This window comes from Achromobacter sp. RTa (assembly GCF_000757485.1).
Taxonomy (GTDB): Bacteria; Pseudomonadota; Gammaproteobacteria; order Burkholderiales; family Burkholderiaceae_B; genus Achromobacter.
This window is the reverse complement of record NZ_JPYO01000043.1, coordinates 262,748-284,644: the sequence shown is the minus strand read 5'-3', so window position 1 is coordinate 284,644 and position 21,897 is coordinate 262,748. Positions and strand designations below refer to the sequence as shown.

General features: G+C 66.9%; 20 protein-coding genes. 4 read left to right on the top strand and 16 right to left on the bottom strand.

Annotated features, from left to right (window positions below):
- Positions 1–164 precede the first annotated feature (164 nt).
- The 8 genes from JL37_RS24240 to JL37_RS24210 form a co-directional block, all read right to left on the bottom strand.
- Positions 165–851, bottom strand: coding sequence for an ATP-binding cassette domain-containing protein (locus JL37_RS24240; protein ID WP_043547505.1), 687 nt, complete (start codon positions 849–851; stop codon positions 165–167).
- Positions 848–1,534, bottom strand: a complete 687-nt coding sequence (gene modB / locus JL37_RS24235; RefSeq protein WP_043547504.1) for a molybdate ABC transporter permease subunit — start codon at positions 1,532–1,534, stop codon at positions 848–850. The genes JL37_RS24240 and modB overlap by 4 nt, the downstream gene beginning before the upstream one ends.
- 23 nt (positions 1,535–1,557) lie before the next feature.
- The gene (modA, locus tag JL37_RS24230; protein WP_043547503.1) at positions 1,558–2,316 is read right to left on the bottom strand and encodes a molybdate ABC transporter substrate-binding protein; all 759 of its coding nucleotides are present in this window, start codon (positions 2,314–2,316) and stop codon (positions 1,558–1,560) included.
- Positions 2,317–2,433: 117 nt separating this feature from the next.
- Positions 2,434–2,784: an adenosylmethionine decarboxylase gene (speD, locus tag JL37_RS24225; protein WP_043547502.1), complete on the bottom strand. Its 351-nt coding sequence runs from the start codon at positions 2,782–2,784 to the stop codon at positions 2,434–2,436.
- A complete protein-coding gene (locus tag JL37_RS30765) occupies positions 2,781–2,936 on the bottom strand; it encodes a hypothetical protein (protein WP_197064649.1) in 156 nt (51 codons plus the stop codon). The genes speD and JL37_RS30765 overlap by 4 nt, the downstream gene beginning before the upstream one ends.
- 4 nt (positions 2,937–2,940) lie before the next feature.
- Positions 2,941–4,410 (bottom strand): DUF4178 domain-containing protein, encoded by a 1,470-nt coding sequence (locus JL37_RS24220; protein WP_043547501.1) that lies wholly within the window; start codon positions 4,408–4,410, stop codon positions 2,941–2,943.
- Between the two features lie 15 nt (positions 4,411–4,425).
- Complete coding sequence (locus tag JL37_RS24215) at positions 4,426–5,463, bottom strand: SPFH domain-containing protein (protein ID WP_043547500.1); 1,038 nt, start codon at positions 5,461–5,463, stop codon at positions 4,426–4,428.
- 43 nt (positions 5,464–5,506) lie between these two features.
- Complete coding sequence (locus tag JL37_RS24210; protein WP_043547499.1) at positions 5,507–5,893, bottom strand: DUF350 domain-containing protein; 387 nt, start codon at positions 5,891–5,893, stop codon at positions 5,507–5,509.
- Between the two features lie 89 nt (positions 5,894–5,982).
- On the opposite strand from JL37_RS24210, the gene JL37_RS24205 reads away from it, so the two are divergent.
- The 3 genes from JL37_RS24205 to JL37_RS24195 all read left to right on the top strand — a co-directional run bounded on the left by JL37_RS24205 (position 5,983) and on the right by JL37_RS24195 (position 10,472).
- Positions 5,983–7,494 carry a polyamine aminopropyltransferase gene (locus tag JL37_RS24205; protein ID WP_043547498.1) on the top strand — a complete coding sequence of 504 codons (1,512 nt, stop codon included), beginning with the start codon at positions 5,983–5,985 and terminating at the stop codon, positions 7,492–7,494.
- Positions 7,494–9,134: an NAD(P)/FAD-dependent oxidoreductase gene (locus JL37_RS24200; protein ID WP_043547497.1), complete on the top strand. Its 1,641-nt coding sequence runs from the start codon at positions 7,494–7,496 to the stop codon at positions 9,132–9,134. The genes JL37_RS24205 and JL37_RS24200 overlap by 1 nt, the downstream gene beginning before the upstream one ends.
- An 81-nt stretch (positions 9,135–9,215) precedes the next feature.
- Positions 9,216–10,472, top strand: a complete 1,257-nt coding sequence (locus tag JL37_RS24195) for an FAD-binding oxidoreductase (RefSeq protein WP_043547496.1) — start codon at positions 9,216–9,218, stop codon at positions 10,470–10,472.
- A 335-nt stretch (positions 10,473–10,807) separates the two neighbouring features.
- On the opposite strand, the gene JL37_RS24190 is transcribed toward JL37_RS24195, so the two are convergent.
- From JL37_RS24190 to JL37_RS24180, 3 genes are all read right to left on the bottom strand, one after another.
- Positions 10,808–11,602 (bottom strand): ABC transporter ATP-binding protein, encoded by a 795-nt coding sequence (locus tag JL37_RS24190; RefSeq protein ID WP_043547495.1) that lies wholly within the window; start codon positions 11,600–11,602, stop codon positions 10,808–10,810.
- A 30-nt stretch (positions 11,603–11,632) separates the two neighbouring features.
- Positions 11,633–12,517, bottom strand: a complete 885-nt coding sequence (locus JL37_RS24185) for an ABC transporter permease (RefSeq protein ID WP_043547494.1) — start codon at positions 12,515–12,517, stop codon at positions 11,633–11,635.
- Between the two features lie 378 nt (positions 12,518–12,895).
- On the bottom strand, positions 12,896–13,867 hold the full coding sequence (locus JL37_RS24180; protein WP_043547493.1) for an ABC transporter substrate-binding protein: 972 nt from the start codon (positions 13,865–13,867) through the stop codon (positions 12,896–12,898).
- A gap of 194 nt (positions 13,868–14,061) precedes the next feature.
- On the opposite strand from JL37_RS24180, the gene JL37_RS24175 reads away from it, so the two are divergent.
- Positions 14,062–15,018 carry an aldo/keto reductase gene (locus JL37_RS24175; protein ID WP_043547492.1) on the top strand — a complete coding sequence of 319 codons (957 nt, stop codon included), beginning with the start codon at positions 14,062–14,064 and terminating at the stop codon, positions 15,016–15,018.
- Between the two features lie 15 nt (positions 15,019–15,033).
- Here JL37_RS24175 and JL37_RS24170 read toward each other — a convergent pair whose 3' ends face one another.
- From JL37_RS24170 to JL37_RS24150, 5 genes are all read right to left on the bottom strand, one after another.
- Positions 15,034–17,460: a TonB-dependent receptor gene (locus tag JL37_RS24170; RefSeq protein ID WP_231570422.1), complete on the bottom strand. Its 2,427-nt coding sequence runs from the start codon at positions 17,458–17,460 to the stop codon at positions 15,034–15,036.
- 166 nt (positions 17,461–17,626) lie between these two features.
- Positions 17,627–18,595 (bottom strand): FecR domain-containing protein, encoded by a 969-nt coding sequence (locus JL37_RS24165; RefSeq protein ID WP_043547490.1) that lies wholly within the window; start codon positions 18,593–18,595, stop codon positions 17,627–17,629.
- Complete coding sequence (locus JL37_RS24160; RefSeq protein WP_043547489.1) at positions 18,592–19,092, bottom strand: sigma-70 family RNA polymerase sigma factor; 501 nt, start codon at positions 19,090–19,092, stop codon at positions 18,592–18,594. Before JL37_RS24160 ends, JL37_RS24165 begins: the two co-directional genes overlap by 4 nt.
- Before the next feature lie 78 nt (positions 19,093–19,170).
- Entirely contained in the window at positions 19,171–20,142 is a 972-nt protein-coding gene (locus tag JL37_RS24155) for a tripartite tricarboxylate transporter substrate binding protein (RefSeq protein WP_043547488.1), read from the bottom strand.
- Positions 20,143–20,350: 208 nt separating this feature from the next.
- Positions 20,351–21,892 carry a malonyl-CoA synthase gene (locus JL37_RS24150; RefSeq protein ID WP_043547487.1) on the bottom strand — a complete coding sequence of 514 codons (1,542 nt, stop codon included), beginning with the start codon at positions 21,890–21,892 and terminating at the stop codon, positions 20,351–20,353.
- Positions 21,893–21,897: the final 5 nt, after the last annotated feature.

Genomic DNA, 21,897 nt, shown 5'->3' with positions numbered 1-21,897 from the left:
GAGAGTCCTTGAGCAAGAACTCGAATATCGAACGCGCGTAACCCATCAGGCGACGCCAGCCGCCGTTTTTCGTGGCAAGCGCAAATGCCGGCTGGCGCCGGCCGATGGGTTACGCGCGTTCAGCGCCGGTCCTCTTTTCGGAGGCTTGCCGCGCTGCACCCATCCTACACCCCTACATCCGCGTCGTAGCGGCGCACCTTGCCCTCTCGCACCTCGAACACCTCGTCCGCCAACGCGTCCACGTCGGCCGGGTCGTGCGTGATCACCAGCATGGGCACGTCCAGCTGCCGCTGCAGCGCGTTGAGCTCCAGGCGCATCTTGCCCCGCAGTTGGGCATCCAGCGCCGAAAACGGCTCATCCAGCAACAGGATGTCGGGCTGCAGCATGAGCGCGCGCGCCAGGGCCACCCTCTGTTTCTGGCCGCCCGAGATTTCGCTCGGGTAGCTGCCCACGATGGCGCGCAGCTCGAAGGCGTCCACCCAGCGCTGCGCCTGGGGCGAGACCTCGCGACGAGGCGGATTGCGCCAGCCCCGGCGCAGGCCGAACGCGATGTTCTGCGCCACCGTCAGGTGGGGGAACAGGGCGTAGTCCTGGAACAGGTAGGCGACGCGGCGCGACTGCGCGGGCAGACAGACGCCGGCCTCGCCGTCGTACAGCACGCGCCCATTGATTTCGATGCGCCCCGAATCCGGGCGCAGCAGCCCGGCCACGGCGCGCAGGGTCAGGCTCTTGCCGGCGCCGGACGGGCCGAACAGCGCGATCCGCTTGGCCGACGACTGGAAGGCCACGTCCAGCGCGAAGCGCTGCTCGCCCGACGTCATCTGCTTGCGCACATGGATGTACACGCTCATCGCGGCCTCCCCTCGCGCCGGCCGCCGGTGACGGGCACCAGCCTGCCGGCCAGCAGCAGGACCACGACGCAGGTCACCGAGGTCACGAGCACCAGCAGGTTGGCCGTGGCGTCGTCGCCCGCCTGCACGGCCTCATAGATGGCCACCGACAGGGTCTGGGTGCGCCCGGGCAGGTTGCCGGCGATCATCAGCGTGGCGCCGAACTCGCCCAGCGCCCGCGCAAAGGCGAGCAGCACGCCCGCGGCGATGCCGCGAGCGGCCAGGGGCAGGGTCACGCGGAAGAACACGCCCGCCTCGCAGACGCCAAGCACGCGCGCCGCGCTTTCCAGCTGGGCGTCGACGTTCTCGAACGCGGCGCGGGCCGACTTGAACACAAGCGGAAACGCCACCACGGACGCCGCGATCACCGCCCCCTGCCAGGTAAAGACCAGCTCGATGCCCCAGCCGGCCAGCGTCTCGCCGATGATGCCGCGGCGGCCCAGCAGCACCAGCAGGTAATACCCCAGCACAGTGGGCGGAAGCACCAGCGGCAAGGTGAGGATGGCGTCGAGCAGATCGCGCCCGGGCCAGCGCCAGCGCGAAAGCGCATAAGCCGCGGCCGTGCCCGACACGGTAGCCAACAGCGTCGCCCAGCCCGCCACTTTCAGGGAAAGCAGCAGCGGGACCCAAACCGGATCGCTCATCGATGCCTACGATTCAACAGATATCAGGGCTTCTGGAAGCCGTATCGCGACAGTATCGCCTGACCCGCGGGAGACAGCACGTAGGCAACGAAACTTTCGGCCTCCTTGGCGGCCGTCTCGCGCGTGGTCACGGCGATGGGATAGGTCACCGGCGTCTGCGACGGCACGCGCACTGCCACCTTGACCTTGTCGGCCATGATGGCTGCGTCGGTGGCGAACACGAAGCCCGCGTCCACCTCGCCGCGCGCGACGTAGTCCAGGCTCTGGCGCACGTTCTGGGCCAGCACGCTCTTGGCCTGCACCGCGTCCCACAGGCCGGCGGCCTGCAAGGCGCCCTGCGTGTAGCGGCCCACCGGCACCGATGCAGGATTGCCGTAGGCGATGCGCTTGACGTCTGCGCGCGTCAGGTCCTTCAGCGCGGCGATGTTCGCCTTGCTGTCCGCGGGCACGATCAGCACGACCTGGTTGGCCGCGAAATCCACGCGGGACCCGGGTTTGACGGCCTTTTCCTCGACGGCCTTGTCCATGGCCTTCTGGTCCGCCGACGCGAAGACGTCGGCGGGCGCGCCCTTGACGATCTGTTGCAGCAGCACGTCCGAGGCGCCGAAATTCAGGACCACCTTGGTGCCGGGATGCTCCTGCTCGTAGCCGCGCGCCACTTCCTTGAACGCGTTGGTCAGGCTGGCGGCGGCCGACACCACCAGGTCGCCGGCATGGGCGCCCGGGCCCCAGGCGGCGGCCAGGGCCATGGAAAGCGCCACGATCTGACGTTTGCGGAACATGTTTTTCTCCCTGAGGAATGGATGTGCTGGCATCGAAATATATATAGGTACATAACGCCAGTCAATCCGATCCGCGAGCGAGGATTGAGCCAGATCAAGGAAACGCGGCGGCGGCCTTCAGCCGCGCGCCACCGTGGTGACGCGCACCGACTCCGGGGCGAGCCGGGCCTGCAGATGCTCCAGCGCGAGTTCCGGGCGGGCCGCGCCGCACATGAAGATGTCCAGGGCCGCGTAGCAGTGCTCGGGCCAGGAGTGGATGCTGATGTGGGATTCGCTCAGCATGACCACGCCGGTCACCCCCGCCCCGGCGCCGAAGTGATGGAAATGGGCGCTCAGCACTTGCGCGCCCGCGGCCTGCGCCGCCTCGACCAACTGGCGCTCCAGGGCCAGCGGGTCGGTCAGGAGGTCCGCCCTCACGCCGCGGAAGTCCGCCAGCACGTGGCGGCCGGGAGTGGCGTGCACGGTCACTTGTGGGATCCGCCGGACGACCACCCCGAACTGCCGGAGCTGCCGCCCCAGCTGCCGCCGCCGCCGCTGGTGTAGCCGCCGCCGGTCGAACTCGCGCCCGTGGTAGCCAGCACGACCACCACGGCATAGATGGCATACAGGATCTTGCCCATCTTGCTATTCGTCCTTGCCCGAAAATTTGTCCGCCAGCGTGGCGGGGAACCAGAGGAACGCCATGCCGATCAGGATGGGGATGAAGCGCCCGCTGAAAATATTGCCCAGGTTGAGGAAGCCCAGCGCGATCATCGCCGTCCAGGCCCACTTGCGATAGCCGCCGCCCCCGGCGCTGCGGGGCATGGCTTTCTGCTTGGCCAGTTCGGGATCGCCGAACCATTCGGCCAGTTGCGCGGGCGCCACGGGGCCGGCGGCGGACCAGCCCAGTTCCGACTCGCTCAATTCGCGGGTCAGCTTCAGGTTGCCGGCCTTGTAGTCCGTGATCTTGGTGCTGTCGCCCACCTTCACCCGCCAATTGAAGGCGCCCAGCGCCAGCTCGACCCGCGAGGTGTAGTCGTACAGCTTGTGGTACAGCTTGGAACGCCAGCGCACGCTGGTCGCGTTGTTATGGCTGGGCCAGGTATCGCAGACCTGCACACGTTCCCAGCCCTCGTCCGTTTCCACCAGCCAGATGAAGCCCTTGGCCGGGTTGAACAGCAGGTACTCGATCCAGTCCGAGGGCTCCTCGGGGTCGGGGTCGGCGCATTTCATCAGCCCGATGAGGGTATAGGCGGCGCCGTCGATCCTGGCCTGCGCGCCCAGCGGCAGCGTGGTCTTGATCGCCTTGACCTTGCGGGCCTTTTCGATGACTTCGGCGGTGGGGCCCGAACAATCGACCGCGGCCGCGCACGACGGGCAGACCACCTGAGTGGCCATGGCGGCCACGAAACTTATCGGACCGCCGCAATTCGGGCAGTCCAGCGCCTTGATCTGGCCTCGGAAACGGCCCGCCGTTTCTTCCACCTGCTCGTTGGTGCGCAGCGAACCGGCCTGCATGGCGGACAGGTCGAACGCCTTGCCGATGTAGAGTTCGGGATCCGGGCCGTCGGAAAAATCCAGCGTCAGGAACGCGTCCAGGCTGCGGAAGTCCGCCACCTTCGCCTGCCAGCCATCGCCCGGCACGAACGGCAGTTCGCCCTGCGCGCCGCCCGCCTGGCAGGCGCGCACATCGGAGGCCGTGAAGCGCTGGCCGTCCAGCTTCATTTCGTCGCCCGGCGCGATGTCCTCGAACGCCGGCATGCCCTGCGTGCCCTTCACCTTGCGCCGACGGGTTACGGCGTACTGGCCCGACGCGTCCGACAGCCAGCCGTCGGCGCCATCCTCGAACCACAGGTACCACTCGTTCCAGAAGCCTTCCCCGTAGCGCAACTGGATGCGGCCGATCACGTCGAAACGCTTGCCCTCGTGCTTGCCCGCCGCACCCAGGCACAGAGGCGAGTAGTCTTCCAGGACGTCCGCCATCTCGCCGATGCGCTTGACCGACTCGGCATCCTTCAGCAAGGTGCTGCGGCAGGCGCCGCAGACGGCCATCACGGAGGCCGTGGACGTGAACTTGACGGGGGCGCCGCACTGCGGGCACAGAACCTGTTGCATTGGGGCCTGCTGACGCTAGTTAGTCAGTTTCTTCAGCACTTCGGCCTTGGCCGAATCGTAGTCGGCCGCGGTGATCAGCCCTTTGTCCAGCAAATCCTTGAGCTGCTGCAGGCGCTGCACCGGATCCGCGTTCGCGGCGGCCGGGGCCTGCTGCGGCGCCTGCGGTTGCTGCGCCTGCTGCGGCGGCTGCCCCTGGGCCGCGCCCAGGCCCTGCGCCATGGTCTGGCCCAGCGCCGCCCCCGCCGCCAGGCCTGCGCCGATGCCGGCGATGCCGCCTTCGTTCTGCGCCGCCAGCGGTATCGAGGTCGCGGTCTGGTACTGCGTGAACTTGCCCAGGTCTCCGGCCATGCCCATGGAGATCCGCGTATCCAGCGCCTTCTGCAGCTCTTCCGGCAGCGAGACGTTTTCCACCGTGAAGTTGTCCAGCCTGACGCCATAGCGGTCGAACACCGGCGCCAGCTGTTCGCTGATGCTTTGCGACATCAGCCCCTGGTTGCCGGCCATGTCCAGGAACGGCACCTTCGAGCCGCCCAGCGCCGTGGTCATGGCCGCGACCACCATGTTGCGCAGTTGCGCCTCCAGGTCGTCCACCGTGTATTCATCGCGCGTTCCGCTGATCTCGCGGTAGAACTTGCCGGGATCGGATATCTGGTACGAATACACGCCGAACGCGCGCAGGCGCACCATGCCGAATTCGCTGTCGCGCAACGTGACCGGCTGCGCCGTGCCCCAGCGCCGGCCCAGTTGCAGGCGCGTGCTGAAGAAGATCACGTCCGACTTGAATGGCGACTCGAACAGCTTATCCCAGTTCTTCAGGTAGGTCAGGATCGGCAGGGTCTGCGTCGTCAGCTTGTACATGCCGGGGCCGAACACGTCGGCCACCTTGCCCTCGTTGACGAAGACCGCCATCTGCGATTCGCGCACCGTCAGGCTGGCGCCGTACTGGATTTCGAAATCCTGCATCGGATGGCGCCAGGCGAGCACGCCGTCGCGATCCTCGTTCCATTGCAGGATGTCGATGAACTGCTTACGGATAAATGAACCGAGACTCATGGAATGTCCTCCTGTCGGGTCGGAGTCGGCGCGCCTGCCGGTATCAGGTCAGGCAGGCGGCGTTGACGATGCCGGCGGCGATCGAAATCGAACCGATCAGCCCGCCCATGGCGATGTTGTTTTCCTCGATCGCGTCGTTCATGCCGCGGACGCACCGCGCCACCACCACGTACACGACGATCTGGACCAGCATGGCGGCAACGCCCCACACCAGGAACATGACGAAGCTCGCATGGACCGCAATACTGGAGCACAGCGTGAAGCTGAAGCCCACCAGCGCGCCTCCATATGAGAGAACGGCGGCGATATTGCCTTCGCGGATGAGTTCGAATTCCCGATAGCGCGTAACGGCCGTATAGACCGCGGTGAAGATGCCCAGCATGGCGAGCGCCGATGCGATATAGATCAGATAGGTCACCGCCGGATGCATTGCTTCTCCCATTGCCAGCCTCCCAATTGCGCGCAGTATATACGCCGGCTTCGATATACTGCGAACGCATTTTTCGTGTCGGACACCTCATGCGCGACCGCGTTCTCATCCTCTCGGTATTGATCGTCGCCTCCTGCGGCCTGGGCTATGAGCTCATCAGCAGCGCGCTCGCCAGCTATTTGCTTGGGGATTCCATACTCCAGTTCTCCTCCGTCATCGGCTGCTATCTGTTCGCCATGGGCATCGGTTCGTGGTTGTCAAAATATGTAAAAGACGAAGACGTTTTGAATCGGTTTATCGATGTGGAGCTGCTGGTGGCGCTGCTGGGCGGCGTATCGGCCGCCGTGCTGTTCCTCGTCTTCGCCTGGCTGTCCGCGCCGTTCCGCGCCGCCTTGTACGTCGGCGTCTTCATCATCGGCCTGATGGTCGGCATGGAGATTCCGCTGGTGATGCGCGTATTCAACCAGCGCAAGGCCGAGTTCCGGGAAATCGTCAGCCGCGTGCTGACCTTCGATTACCTGGGCGCGCTTGCCGTTTCGCTGGTGTTCCCCCTGCTGCTCGCGCCCAAGCTGGGGCTGCTGCGCACCGGCTTCCTGTTCGGCATGCTGAACGCGAGCGTGGCCCTCTGGACCACCTGGCTGTTCCGCGCCGAGGTCCGCCGGCCTGGCGAGCGGGCCGTTCGCGCCTGCGTGGTGATCGGACTCCTGGGCCTGGGCTTCCTGTATTCCGGCAACATGACGGCCTGGGCCGAGAAAGGCCTCTACGGGGACGAGGTCGTGCATGCCGAGACCACGCCGTACCAGCGCCTGGTCGTCACGCGCTGGCATGACGACCTGCGCCTGTACATCAATGGCAATCTGCAATTCTCGTCGCGCGACGAGCACCGTTACCACGAGTCCCTGGTGCACCCCGGGCTGCAGGCCCTGCCCTGGGCGCGCAACGTGCTGGTGCTGGGCGGCGGCGACGGCCTGGCCGTGCGCGAGATCCTCAAGTACAAGCACGTCGAGCACGTGACGCTGGTGGACCTGGACCCCGCCATGACGGGGCTGTTCTCGCGCTCCGAGCCGCTGACCCGCCTGAACGAAGGGTCGCTGAAGGATCCGCGGGTCAAGGTCATCAACGACGATGCCGGCCGCTGGCTGGAAACCCACGCCGAAGTCTACGACTTCATCGTGGTGGACTTCCCCGACCCGTCCAATTTCGGCCTGGGCCGCCTGTATTCGGTGCCCGTCTACCACCTGATGGCGCGCCACCTGGCCGAGAACGGCTACCTGGTCGTCCAGTCCACCTCGCCCTACTTCGCGCCGCGCTCGTTCTGGAGCGTGGACGCCACCCTGAAGGAGGCCGGCCTGAACACCTGGCCGTATCACGTCTATGTGCCCTCCTTCGGCGACTGGGGCTTCATCCTGGCCGGCAAGCGCAAGGACTACGCGCCGCCCGAGAAGATCACGGTGGCCACCCGCTATCTGGACCCTGTCACGACGCGCGAGCTGTTCCATTTCCCGGCGGACATGCCCGCGCTCGCGATGCCGCCCAATCGCTTGAACGAACAGTCGCTCGTGCGCTATTTCGACGAGGACTGGCGCCAGGTCATCCGCTGATGCGCCGCCGCAGCTTCCTGTTGGGCGCGGCCACCGCCGCCACCGCCGGCGCCGCCGGCTACTGGCGCTCGCGCATCGTCGAAACCACGGCCGACGTCCGATACCCCGGCATGCAGGCCGGCCACGCCCTGCGCGACGGCGCGTCCTGGCCGCAGCCCACGGCAAGCCTCCGGCATGGCGTAGCGATCCTGGGCGCGGGGGTTGCAGGCCTGTCCTGCGCGTGGAAGCTGGCGCGCGAAGGCCATACGGACTTCATCGTGGTGCAAGGCCCCGAATTCGCCGGCAACGCCGCCGCGGGCCGGCGCGACGGCCTGGACTACCCGCTGGGCGCCCACTATCTGCCCCTGCCTTCCCTGGCGTCCTCGCACGTACGCGAGATGCTGTCCGACTTCGGCATCATCGAGCGCGGCGCGGGCGACGTCCGTCCGTACTACGACGAGGCCGTGCTCGCGCATTCGCCCCAAGAGCGGCTGCTGCGCGGCGGCCGCTGGGAAGACGGCCTGCTGCCCATGGCTGGCGTCCCCGAGGCGGACGCCGCCCAGCACCGCCGCTTCCTTGCCTGGGTCGAACGCCTGCGCACCGAGACCGGCAGCGACGGCCGGAAAGTCTTCAGCATCCCGCTGGCGCTATCGTCCCGCGATCCGGCCTGGCGCGCGCTGGACGCGATCACGTTCAAGCAATGGCTGGAACGCGAAGGCTATTCCTCGCCGGCGCTGCACTGGTATCTGGATTACTGTTGCCGCGACGACTACGGCGCGCGCTATGACGTGGTCTCGGCCTGGGCCGGCCTGCACTATTTCGCCAGCCGCGACGGGCATGCCGCCAATGCGGGCGAAGGCGCGGTGCTGACCTGGCCCGGAGGCCTGTCCGTGCTGGCCGACCGCATGCGCGAAGCCATCACGCGCAAGCTGGGCCATGCCCAGTGGCTGGCCGCGGGCACCGCCGTCCGCGTCCAGGACACTCCCTCCGGCCCGCTGGTCACCTGCCTTGCGCCCGGCCCCGCGCCCACCGCGTACACCGTGCAGACCCGCCGCACGGTTTGCGCCATGCCGCTGTTCGTGGCCCAGCGCATCCTGCCCGACATCCGCGCCTATGGCTACGATCCGGCCGTGCACGCTTCATCGCACGCTCCCTGGATGGTGTCGAACTTCCTCATGGACGGCTATCCGGCGGAAGCTCCGGGCGAGCCGCTCTCCTGGGACAACGTGGTCTATGGCGGGCGGGCGCTGGGCTATGTCGTATCCACGCACCAGCTGCTGCGCGTGGCGCCGTCGCCGCGCAGCGTCTTCACGGCGTATCACGCGCTCAGCGCGCGGACGCCGCAAGCCGCGCGCGAGTGGCTCGCCGCCGCCAGCCCCGAAGCGCTGCGCGCGGAAGCCGCCACCGACCTGATCGCCGCGTACGGCAAGGAATTCTGGCGGCATGCGCGGACGCTGGAGATCACGGTGCGCGGCCACGCCATGGCTACGCCGCTGTGCGGTTACCTGTCCAACGCTGGCCTGGCCGCCCTCCGCGAAGTAGACGGTCCGGTGCTGTTCGCGCATGCGGACCTGTCCGGCTATTCCGTGTTCGAAGAAGCCGCGTGGTGGGGCGTCGTGGCCGCGGGCAGGATCCTCGGCCAGGCTCCCGCCCAGGCCTGACGCGGATGCGCGCCGCTGCAATACAATTCGGCGTCTCCGCCGACGGCACGGCGGTTTTTGGCGGAACTCGGGTAAAAGCCTATGGGAAAGCAGGTCATCGTCCTCGGCGCGGGCATCGTGGGAGTGTGCAGCGCGCTTGAGCTGTTGCGCCGGGGCATGTCGGTCACCTTGGTCGACCGGCAGGAACCCGGACGCGAGACCTCGCTGGGCAACGCGGGCGTGCTCGCGCGCAGTTCGCTCATGCCCTTCAACCACCCCGGCCTGTGGGCCCAGCTGCCCAGGCTCCTGAGGAACGACACGGTCCAGTTCCGCTACCGCTGGAACTACCTGACGAGGAATGCGGGCTGGGCGGCGCGCTTTCTCCTCAACGCCCGGCCCTCGGTCTTCAAGGAAACCGTGGCGGCGCTGGACGGCCTGATCCGCCTGTCGGCGCCCGAACACCTGCGCCTGCTGGGCGAGGCCGGCGCCCTGCACCGGCTGCGCGATACGGGCTGGATACTGCTGTATCGGTCGGAACAGGCGTGGAACGGCGGTGAATTGGCGCGCAGGACGTATGCGCAATACCAGGTTCCGACCCAGGCGCTGGACGCGGCGGAGCTGGCGGAGATCGAACCTGCCCTGTCTCCGATCTTTCCCCGGGCGCTATGGATCCAGGGCTCGTATTCCGTCGATGATCCGCACGCAGTCACCGCGGCCTATGCCGATCTGTTCCGCCGCCATGGCGGCGCCTTCACGCAGATGGCCGCCCGCGCCATCCGCCGCGACGGTCAGCGCTGGACGGTCCTCGGCGAAGACGGTTCCTCGCAGTTGTCCGCGGACAGGCTGGTCGTGGCCCTGGGGCCGTGGTCGAAAGGCATCCTGGAAACGGCCGGCATAGGCCTGCCCCTGGCGTTCGAGCGGGGCTACCACATGCACTACAGCGGCGTGGAAGGCGCGAGCCTGTCGCGCCCCGTCTACGACACGGGCGGCGGCTATGTGCTGTCGCCCATGGCCCGGGGCCTGCGCCTGACCACCGGCGTGGAGCTGGATGCGTGCGACGCGCCAGCCCGGCCAGAGCAGCTAGACCTGGCGGAGGCCCGCGCCCGCGAGGCCTTTCCGCTGGACCGGCGCCTGGACGAGAAGGCTTGGCTGGGCCGGCGCCCCACCCTGCCCGACAGCCGCCCGATGATAGGCCAGGCGCCGCGCCATCCGGGCCTGTGGCTGGCGCTGGGCCACCAGCACATCGGTTTCAGCACCGCGCCCGGCACCGCCAGGATTCTGGGCGAGCTCATGTGCGAGGAAGGCGCCGCGGCGCGGCACCGCGCGTTCCGGCCGGAACGTTTTCTGGCCAGCGCCTGACACTGCGCAAGTGTCTGACACCAACGGAAGGCCTGGGTGTCAGACACCCGGGCGGCACCACCGCAGGCCGTAGATCGTCTCGTATGGGTGTCAGACACTGCGCAAGTGTCTGACACCCGTACGAAGTGCCCGTCCGGCTGAAGAAGACGTGGCCGGGTGTCAGACACCAACGGAAGGCCTGGGTGTCTGACACCCGTACGAAGTGCCCGTCCGGCTGAAGCAGACGTTACCGGGTGTCAGACACCAACGGAAGGCCTGGGTGTCTGACACCCGGGCGGCACCACCGCAGGCCGTAGATCGTTTCGTACGGGTGTCAGACACTGACGCGTCGACGCCTATCCCAGCAGCAAGGCGTCGTCGGAAATCTTCTCGCCGCGCACGCGCTCGAACATCGCGAGCAGGTCCGGCACGTCCATGCCGCGGCGCTCGTCGCCCGAGACGTCCAGCACCACCTGCCCCTGGTGCAGCATGACCGTGCGGTCGCCTACGTCCAGGGCCTGGCGCATGCTGTGGGTCACCATCATCGTGGTGAGCTTGCTCTCCGATACGATGCGGGCCGTCAGCTGCAGCACGAAGTCCGCTGTGCGCGGATCCAGCGCTGCCGTGTGCTCGTCGAGCAACAGGATGCGCGACGGCTGCAAGGCCGCCATCAGCAGGCTGACCGCTTGCCGCTGGCCGCCCGACAGCAGGCCGATGCGGTCCGCCAGGCGGTTCTCCAGGCCCAGGCCCAGCGTGGCCAGGCGTTCGCGGAACCCGTCGCGCATCGATGCCTTGACGGCGCGGCTGTAGCCGCGGCGGGCGCCGCGCATCTGCGCCAGCGCCATGTTTTCCTCGATGGTCAGGTCTTCGCAGGTGCCGGCCATGGGGTCCTGGAACACCCGGGCCACGTTGCCCGCCCGCGCCCAGACGGGCTGGCGCGTGACGTCCACGCCGTTGATGTCGATACGGCCGGAATCGACCGACAGGTCGCCCGACACCGCGTTGAGGAACGTGGACTTGCCGGCGCCGTTGGATCCGATGACGGTCACGAACTGGCCCGACGGGATTTCCAGCGACAGGCCGCGCAGGGCCCGCGTCTCGATGGGCGTCCCCGCGTTGAAGGTAATTTTCAAGTCTTTGGCAGACAACATTTCAGTACTCCATTGTGCGGTCGCGGGGACTTACCTTTTGCCAACCAGGCGGCGCTTGAGCATGGGGATGACGAGCGCGATCGTGACCAGCACGGCGGTGACCAGGTTCAGGTCCTGCGCCTTCAGGCCGATGAAGTCGCTGTTGAGGGCCAGGGCGATGAAAAAGCGGTAGACGATGGCGCCGATGATGACGGCCAGCGTCGCCAGCACCAGCTTGCGCGACGGCAGGATGCTTTCACCGACGATCACGGCCGCCAGGCCGATCACGATGGTGCCGATGCCCATGGAAATATCCGAGCCGCCCTGGGTCTGCGCGAACAGCGCGCCCGCCAGGGCCACCAGCGCGTTGGACAGCGCCATGCCGCCTAGAATCATGCGGCCGGTATTCACGCCCTGGGCGCGGGCCATGCGGCCGTTGGAACCGGTGGCGCGCACGGCCAGCCCGGTCTGCGTGGCGAAGAACCAGTCCAGCGCGAGCTTGGCCAGCACGACGATGACGGCGAGGATCAGCGGACGGGCGACGTAGTCCGACAGCCACTCAGGCTGCAGGATGGTAAAGACGGTGGATTCGGTGATCAGCGGCACGTTGGGCTTGCCCATGATGCGCAGGTTGACCGAATACAGGGCGATCATCATCAGGATGCTGGCCAGCAGATCCATGATCTTCAGCTTCACGTTCAGCCAGCCGGTGACCAGGCCGGCGGCGGCTCCGGCGAAGGTGGCGATGGCGGTCGCCAGGAAGGGGTCGGTGCCCGAAGCGATCAGCGTCGCACAGACGGCTCCGCCCAAGGGGAAACTGCCGTCAACGGTCAGGTCCGGGAAGCGCAGCAGGCGGAAGGAAATGAACACGCCCAGGGCCACCAGGCTGAAGATCAGGCCGATCTCCAGCGCGCCCAACAACGAAAACAATGACATGGGTCAAATCCAGATAAGGTAAGAAACGAGCATATTAAAGAGTTGAAACGTCTGACTTCTTGCGTTTAGGGGTCAGTTTTACCCCAGCTTTCGCAATAAACGTTTCCCAACCCGTGATTTTCTCTCGTTTCCTGCCAAAGCCTTCCCGCGCCGGGCGGCAAAACCGCCGGCGGGAGTCCGCAGGACCGTTCAGGGAGCAAAAACGCCGGGCGCCGCGCCGCTCGGGGCGGGCCGCCAGGCCATTCAAGACCAGCACATCGCGCCGGGCCGCGAGCATCTTGTGAACGCTGCCGCCCTGGAGGACCTTGGGTAAGGCGAAAACTCAAGAAAAACCCCGCTCACGCCGGGTAGGCATGGCGGGGCGGGTATGGCACTGAATTACTTGACGACCACCGCGGCGGACTTGATCACCGCGTCGGGCAGCGTCACGCCCTGCTTGGCGGCGGCGCCCGGGTTCACGTAGAGCTCGAGCTTGGAGCTGGTTTCCGAGGGAATGGCGCCGGGCTTCTCGCCCTTCAGGATGCGCACCACGATCTTGCCCGTCTGCACGCCCAGGTCGCGATAGTTGATGCCCAGGGCGGCGATGCCGCCGCGCTTGACGCTGTCGGTGTCGGACGCGATCAGCGGGATCTTGGCGTCATTGCCGACCTTGACCAGCGATTCATATGCCGACACCACGTTGTTGTCGGTGTTGGTGTAGATGACGTCGACCTTGCCGATCAGGCTGCGGGCCGCGGAGGCCACGTCCACGGAACGCGGCGCGGCGGCTTCCACCAGGCTCATGCCCGACTTGGGCAGGATTTCCTGCAGCTTCTTCACGACCACGACCGAGTTGGCCTCGCCCGGGTTGTAGACCATGCCCACGCGCTTGGCGTTGGGAACGATCTTCTTGATGAGCTCCACCTGCTTGTCCAGCGCCAGCAGGTCCGACACGCCGGTCACGTTGGTGCCCGAGGCGTCCATGCTGGAGACCAGCTGCGCGGCGACCGGGTCGGTGACGGCGGAATAGACCACCGGCACGTCCTTGGTGGCGGCAACCACCGCCTGCGCCGACGGCGTGGCGATCGCGACGATGGCGTCGGGCCTGTCGCCCACGAACTTGCGCGCGATCTGCGCGGCGGTGCCGTTGTTGCCCTGGGCGCTCTGGTATTGCCACTTCAGGTTCTTGCCCGGCTCGTAGCCGGCTTGCTTGAGGGCGTCCTGCACCCCGTCACGCACGGCGTCCAGCGCCGGATGCTCGACGATGGCGGTGACCGCCACCGACTTTTGCTGCGCGGCCACGGGCGCGGCGATAGCCATCGCCAGTGCCATGGCGCCAACCGTCAGAAAATGTTTTTTTCCGATCAGCATAGGTAAGCTCCTTGAACCCTTGGTGTTTGTCCATTGATTATGACGCTGCCGGCGGCTTCTTGCCGGCCGGCCAGGCCATAAAGCCGTATAGTCTAACTTGCCGCCAAACAAAATGACTTGGGGGGAATCCCTGTGACGGCGCATGCCGTCCGCCCCCCTTCTTGCAGCCACCCGCAGCTTCCAGAGGCCTCATTATGATCAAACGCGCATTGGGCCGTTCCGGCCTGCAGATCCCCCCGCTCACCTTCGGCGGCAATGTCTTCGGCTGGACCGTCGACGAAGCCGGCACGTATTCCCTGCTGGACGCCCTGGTGGACGCGGGCCTGAATTTCATCGATACGGCCGACGTGTATTCCCGATGGGTGAAGGGCAACCAGGGCGGCGAGTCCGAGACGCTGATCGGTAAATGGCTGAAGCGCTCCGGCAAGCGCGACCAGGTGCTCATCGCCACCAAGGTCGGCATGGAAATGGGCCCCGACGCCAAGGGGCTGGCGCCCGCCTACATCCGGCGGTCCCTGGAAGCGTCGCTCGCCCGCCTCCAGACGGACTACGTGGACCTGTACCAATCGCACCAGGACGATCCCGATACGCCGCTGACCGACACCCTGGCCGAATACGCCAAGCACATGGAGTCCGGCAAGGTGCGCGCCATCGGCGCCTCCAACTACACCGCAGTGCGGCTGTCCGAAGCGCTGATCACGAGCGAACGGCACAGCCTGCCGCGCTACGAGAGCATCCAGCCCGAATACAACCTGTACCGCCGCGAGCCCTTCGAGTCCGGGCTGCAAAGCCTGGTGAAGACGCAACAGATGGGCACGATCAACTACTACGCGCTGGCAAGCGGCTTTCTCAGCGGCAAGTACCGCAGCCCCGCCGACGCGGGCAAGAGCCCGCGCGGCCGCAAGATCGTCGAGACCTACCTCGACGACCGCGGCCACCGCATCCTGAAGGCGCTGGACGAAGTGTGCGAGGAAGCCGGCTGCACGCCCGCCCAGGCGGCGCTGGCCTGGCAGATCGCGCAACCGGGAATCACCTCGCCGATCGTCAGCGCCACCTCGCTGGCGCAGCTGGACGAGCTGGTCAAGGCTGCCAGCCTGACGCTGACGCGCGATCAGCTGGCCAAGCTCAGCCTGGCCAGCGATTGGCGCTGAGGCTCGGCGCCCGCTCTAGAAGCGCTGCGTCAACGTGAGCAGCGCCGTCCGGCCTTCGCCGTAATAGACCGAGTTGTAGAACCCCATCGCCCGGTAGTAGCGCTTGTCCGCGAGGTTGCGCACATTGAGCTGTAACTGGGTCTGCTTGCCGATGTCGTACTGGGCCATCAGGTCGAACAACGCGTAAGGCTTCTGCTCCACCGAGGCCGACTGTTCTCCGTAGTACCCCTGGGCGCGCGTGCGGCTTTGCCAGCGCACGCCGCCGCCCACCACCAATCCGTTAAAGGCGCCGGGCAGCCTGTAGGCCGTGCTCGCCTTCAGCATTTGCTCGGGTTGCGTGGTCTGGACCTTCCTGCCCTCATCATCCTTCGAAACGCGGTACGTATAGCCCAGGAACAGGTTCCAGCCTGGAGACACTTCGCCGGCCAATTCCAGCTCGAATCCCCGCGTGCGAGTGCCGTCCAGCATTTCGTACCACGACTCGTTGCGGGCGGCATCGAAGCCGCCGTATTCCGCCACGTCCTTCTGGTTGGTCTGGAACACCGCGAATGAGCCGTTCAGGCGGCCGTCCAGGTATGACGCCTTGATGCCCGCTTCGTAGTTGTGTCCATAGGCGGGGCCAGTCATCTCCCAGTCGCGGGTCTTGTACATCTGGGGCTGGAAAATGTTGGTGTAGCTGGCGTAGGCCGTATACGTGTCGTCCAGATCGTAGGTAACGCCCAGGTACGGCGTGACCTCGGAATAGCGCTGTTTCTGCGACAGCACGATCGGGACGGCATCGGGAGACCACTGGTTCCAGCGGTACTCGTCGGCCTGCCAGCGCGTCCAGCGCGCGCCTGCCAATAGGTGCAACCGGCTGCCGAGGTTGAATCGCGCCGTGCCGAAAATGCCGGTTTGCGTCGTGCGCAACTGTTGGTCCGAGACGTGCTGGTCCCACACCGGTTCGGGCCAGTCGCCGCTCCAATCGTGGATATTGGGAATGGGATAGGCAGCCTGGTCCGACGAGTTCCAGCCCTTGGTCTGGCTCCGAGTCTTGGAATGCGAGAACCCGAGATTGAACTCGTGCATGGCGCCAAGCAACCCGAAGTCGCCGTTCAGCGAGCCGCCATAGACATCCTGTTTGCTGTCGCCCCGGTACTTGCGCAGCGTGGGAGCGCCGGACAGATAGCCGGTGCCGGCATCGACCGGGAAATCGGCGGCGAACAGCAGCGAGGCATCGAAATCATTGTCCAGCCGCGAATAGGACAAGCGCGCATTCCAACCGTTCGCGAAGCCGTGCTCCAACTGGGCGAAGTACTCGGTCGAGTCGGTATCCCAGGTAGTCCATTTGGCGCCGGCGGTCTGCCCCTTCTTCCAGTCGACCTGCTCGCCATTGGTATCGAAGATAGGCAGGCCGCCCCACATCACGCCCTTGGGGCGGGAGCGCTGCGTCGACGCGCCGACGCTCAGCGTGGTCGATTCGGCAATGTCCGCCTCGACGATGCCGTAAGCCACGTCGCGCTTCTTGCTGTACAGGTCCAGGGTATCGCCGCGCCGCTCCTTGGCGCCGACCACGCGCGCGCGGACCGCTCCCGATCCGCTCAGCGGCGACGACAGATCCACCTCCCCACGATAGGTGTCATAGCTGCCGGCCATGGCTCGCAGGCTGCCCTGGAATTCATGGGTCGGCCGCTTACGAATGAAGTTCACCGATCCCCCCGGGTTGCCCGTGCCGCTCATCAGGCCCGTCGCGCCGCGGATGATCTCCACATGGTCGTAAATGACCGGATCGAGATTGCCGTCGCCGAACTGGTAGGTGCTGTCCAGCGGCTTGACCACACCGTCGAACTGCATGGTGTCCATCTGGAAGCCGCGCGAGTAATAGCTCAGCCGGTCGGTCTCGCTTTGCTGGACATTCATGCCTGTGGCGTTCTCCATGACGTCGCGCACGCTGCCCATGGCCTGGTCTTCCAGTTGCTGACGCGTGACGATGCTGGTGGATTGGGGCGTATCGCGCTGCGTCAGCACCAGGCCGTTGGCCGAGCGCATCCAGTCCGCGGTATAGGAGCCGGTGCCTTCGGTGGTAGCCCCCGCCCCCAGCACCACTACCGCTTCGAGCTGGGCCGCCTGCTGGCCGCCGACGCGCTGCAACAGGTAATCGCCATCTCCGCCGCGCACGGCCTCGAGCCCGGTGCCCGCCAGCAGCGCCGCAAAGCCCTGGTCCACGCCGTATTCGCCCCGCAGTCCCGCGGTTTCCCGGCCTGCTGCCAGCGACGGATCGAAGGACAACAGCACCCGGGCCTGCTGGGCGAAGGCGGAAAGCGCCACGCCCAGCGGGCCGGCCGGCACATTCACGGAGTGGCGTACGGTGGGGGCCGCCTCGGAAGCATGAGCCATGACCCGGGCGGGTGACAACGCGGCGCCGGTCATCACGGCCAGCGCAAGCGCGGCCAAAGCCTTCATGCGCAGATCCGGCGGCGCGGCATGACGGAAGGAGAAAAAGGACAGGGACATATCGTTGGGGTCCAGGCAAAGTGAATCGGAGCTTCACCTGTATGCCAATCGAGAACGCGAAAGTGACAATGCGCCCCGCCGCTTGCGTGCCGCCGGCGCTCTCGGCGCCAAGTCGTCAATCCCTGGCGCGCAGCACCACCCAGTACCGCGTATAGCGGTCGGCGCGCACCGGGAGCGCGCGTTCGACGGCCGCGAGGGCGCGGTCGGTATCGCCAAGCGGGAACGATCCCGAAATGCGCAGCCCCGCCACCGACGGATCGCAGGCCAGGCTGCCTTTGCGATAGCGGCCGAGTTCCTCGATGAAGGCATCCAGCCGCATCCCATCGGCGAACAGGGAGCCCTGCACCCAATCGTCGGCGTGCAAGGCGGGCCTTGCGTCCCGCAAAGCGCGTTCGTCGAAATACGCGCCCGATCCCGCTTCGATAATGCGCGTCGCGCCCTCGCCCCCTTCCGCCGGCTCTATCCTGACGGCGCCCTCCATCACGGCGACCCAGGCTCCGCCTTCCAACAGCCTGACCACGAAACGGGTCCCCAATGCGATGATCCGGCCGGATGGAGTCGCCACGACCAAAGGCCTGGACGGCGCCTGCGGGTCGCGATGCGACGCGATATGCAATTCCCCGCGGCGCAGTACGATCAGCCGTTGCGTGGCGTCGAACCTCAGGTCGGCCGCACTGTCGGTATTGAGGGTGAGCGCGCTGCCGTCGGGCAGCGTGGCGCTGCGCCGTTCGCCGACGGCCGTGCCGACATCCGATGTCCAGGATCTCCAGGGCAGGCCCGCCGCGGCCAGCCCCCCCGTGCCCAGAACCAGCGCGAAGGCTTTCAGCGCTCGGCGCCGGCCGCGCATTGGGGCGCGATCGAGCGCCGCCAGGCCCGCCCGCGGTTCGACCTGGCCGAATTGACGGCTAAGCGATTCCACGCGTTCCCAGGCCAGCCGGTGCAAGGGATCGGCGTCGATCCAGCGGCGGCAGGCGAGGCCGTCCTCCTCCGTCGCCTCTTCGGCTCCCAGGCGTACGAACCAGGCGCTGGCCTCGCGGATGACCGACGGCGGCAGCCCGGCGCGGGCGGAGGCGCGCCGGCTCACCAGGCCGCCAGGCAGTGCTGCATGGCGCGCGCCAGATACTGACGCACCGAACTGACCGACACTTGCATGCGTTCGGCGATCTCGCCATGGCGCAGGCCTTCCAGTTGCGCCAGCAAAAACGCCTTGCGCACCTTGGCGGGCAGGCCGTCGAGCAACCGGTCGATCTCCAGCAGCGCCTCCAGCGCCAGCGCGCGCCGCTCCGGCGAAGGCGCGGCGCTGTCTTCGAGCAGGGCCAGGCTGTCCAGGTACGCCCGCTCGATGTCGCGGCGGCGGAACAAATTGACCATCAACCCATGCGCGATCGTCGTCAGATAGGCGCGCGGTTCCCGCAAGATGCGCACATCGTCCTCGCGCACCAGCACTTTCAGATAGGTATCGTGGGTCAGGTCGGCCGCGTCGAACGGGCACCCAGTCTTCCTGCGCAGCCAATCGCGCAGCCACGATTGATGCTCGACGTAGAGCCCCTCGACGGGCGCTGGGGAACCGCTCTGATTCATGACGTTCGACGGACCGGACTACAGATTTGACAATGATAACGATTATCAATGTTAATCGAAATCCGGCCCGCCGGTGCGTCACTCCAGCGTGACGCCGGAATCCTTCACAACCTTCGCCCAGCGCGCAACCTCGCTGTCGACGAACTTGCCGAACTCGGCGCCCGTCAGCGTGGGCACCGCCGAACCGTTGCCGGCCCAGGTTTCCTTGATCTTCGGTGCGTTCAAGGCCTTGGTGATCTCGGCGCTCATCCTGTCGACCGCCTCCTTGGGCGTTCCGGCGGGCGCCCAGATCGCGTACCACGTCGACACCACGTAATTGGGCACGCCCGCTTCGGCGGCGGTGGGCACGTCGGGCAGCGACGGCGAACGCTCGGTGGCGGCCACCGCCAGCGGCTTGATCGAGCCCGCGCGGATGTGGCCGGCCGACGAACCCAGGCCGTCGAACGCTAGATCCACCTGCCCGCCGATCAGCGCGGACAGCATCGGCCCGGCGCCCTGGTAGGGGACGTCCACCAGCTTGATGCCGGTCTGCATCGCGAACAGCTCGCCGGCCAGATGGTGCGTACTGCCCTTGCCGGCGGTGCCGAAGTTGATTTCCCCCGGGCGCTTCTTGACATAGGCGATCAGCTCCTGGACGGTCTTCACCGGCAGCTTGCCCGGGTTGATGACGATGACCTGCGGCGGCTGCGCGACCAGCGCAACCGGCGCGAAATCCTTCTGGATGTCGTAGCTCAGGTTCTTGTACAGCGACGGGGCCAGCGCATGGTGCGCGCCGCCCATGAAGAAGGTGTAGCCGTCGGGCCTGGCCTTGGCCGCCACGCCGGCGCCCACGGTCCCGCCCGCGCCGCCCTTGTTGTCGATGACCACCGTCTGGCCCAGCTGCGTGGTCAGCTGCTGGGCGAGCGGGCGGGCGAAGGTGTCCGTGCCGCCACCGGCGGGGAAAGGCACGATCAGCGTGATCGGGCGCTCGGGCCATTGGGCGGCGGCGACGCCGCTTGCCCCCACGGCAAACGCGGCGAACACGGCCGCGGCGGTAGTGCGATATTTCATATTGTCTCCTCTTGCTGCAGCATGGGGACGGCGCGATTCTAGTGCGTCTCGTCTCTCGGATTTCTTATTGGATGAAGCTGCTCGGTCTTGGGTGGCACTGTTTGGCGGTGGACTCCTGATGCTAGGGTTGCCCCGCGGCGGGCGGGGGTCGCGCCTGGCCGGTCCGCGGCCGCATCCCCGCGAGGGTAGCGGCGGCCGCGGGCCCGGCTCAGAGCGCCTGGTAGGTTTCGCGCAGCACGTTCTTCTGGACCTTGCCCATGGTGTTGCGCGGCAGCTGGTCGATGATGTGCACGCGCTTGGGCACCTTGAAGTTGGCGATGCGGGCCTTCAGTTCGGCCTGCATGGCCGCCGCGTCCAGCGCCGCGCCTTCCTTGGGCACCACCACGGCCACCACGGCTTCGCCGAAATCGGCATGAGGCACGCCGATGACCGCGGACTCGGCCACGCCGGGCATGTCGTCGATCAGCGTTTCGATCTCCTTGGGATAGACGTTGTATCCGCCCGAGATGATCAGGTCCTTGCTGCGGCCCACGATGGACAGATAGTCGGCGGGCACGTCGCGGCCGGCGGATTCGCCGCCCCAGCGGCCCACGTCCCCGGTCTTGAACCAGCCGTCGTCGGTGAATTCCTCGCGGGTCTTTTCCGGCATGCGCCAGTAGCCCGAGAACACATTGGGACCGCGCACCTGCACATTGCCGATCTCGCCCGGCGCCAGCGCGATGCCGGCATCGTCCACCACTCGCACCTGCACGCCCGGCAAGGCGCGGCCCACGGTGCCGGCCAGGCGCTCGCCCAGCTTCGGATCGTAGGGGTTGGAGGTCAGCATGACGGTTTCGCTCATGCCGTAGCGCTCGAGGATGGCGTGGCCGCTGCGCTTCTGGAAATCCGAGAAGGTCTCGGCCAGCAAGGGAGCCGAGCCGGAAATGAACAGGCGCATGCGCGCGCAGACCTCGCGATTGAAGCGCGGGTCCGCCAGCAGGCGCACGTAGTAGGTCGGCACGCCCATCATCACCGTGCTCTGCGGCAGGTAGCGCAGGGCCAGGTCCGCGTCCAGCTTGGGCAGCCAGATCATCTTCGCGCCGGCCAGCAACGCCCCGTGGGATGCCACGAACAGGCCGTGCACGTGGAAGATGGGCAGCATGTGCAACAGCACGTCGTCCTTGCGCCAGCCCCAGTAGTCGTTGAGCACGCGCGCGTTGGCGGCCAGGTTGCCATGCGACAGCATCGCGCCCTTGCTACGGCCGGTGGTGCCCGAGGTATAGAGGATGGCGGCCAGGTCGTCGGGCTTGCGCGCCACGGTCTTGAAGGCCTGCGACAGGCCCCCTGCTGCGTCCAGCAGCGTGCCGCTGCGATCCTCGTCCAGCGTGTAGACGTGCGCGCAACCGGCCTTGTCGGCGGCGCGCTTCACCCATTCCTGGTTCTTGCTGGCGCATACCACCACGGCCGGCTCGGCGTTGCCGAGGAAGTACTCGATTTCCGATTCGCGATAGGCCGTGTTCAGCGGCAGGTACACCAGGCCGGCGCGCAGCGTGGCGAGGTACAGCAGCAGGGCTTCCGGGGATTTTTCCACCTGCACCGCCACGCGCGAACCGGCCGGCAGGTCCAGCGAGGCCAGCAGGTTGGCCATGCACGCGGTGGCGCGGTCGATGTCGTCCCAGGTGTATTTCAGGTCGGGCGTTTCGAGCGCGACTTTGCTGCGGTCTTTTGGGAAGCCGCCTTGCAGCACAGCATATAGATTAGCGTTGCTCACCTTGT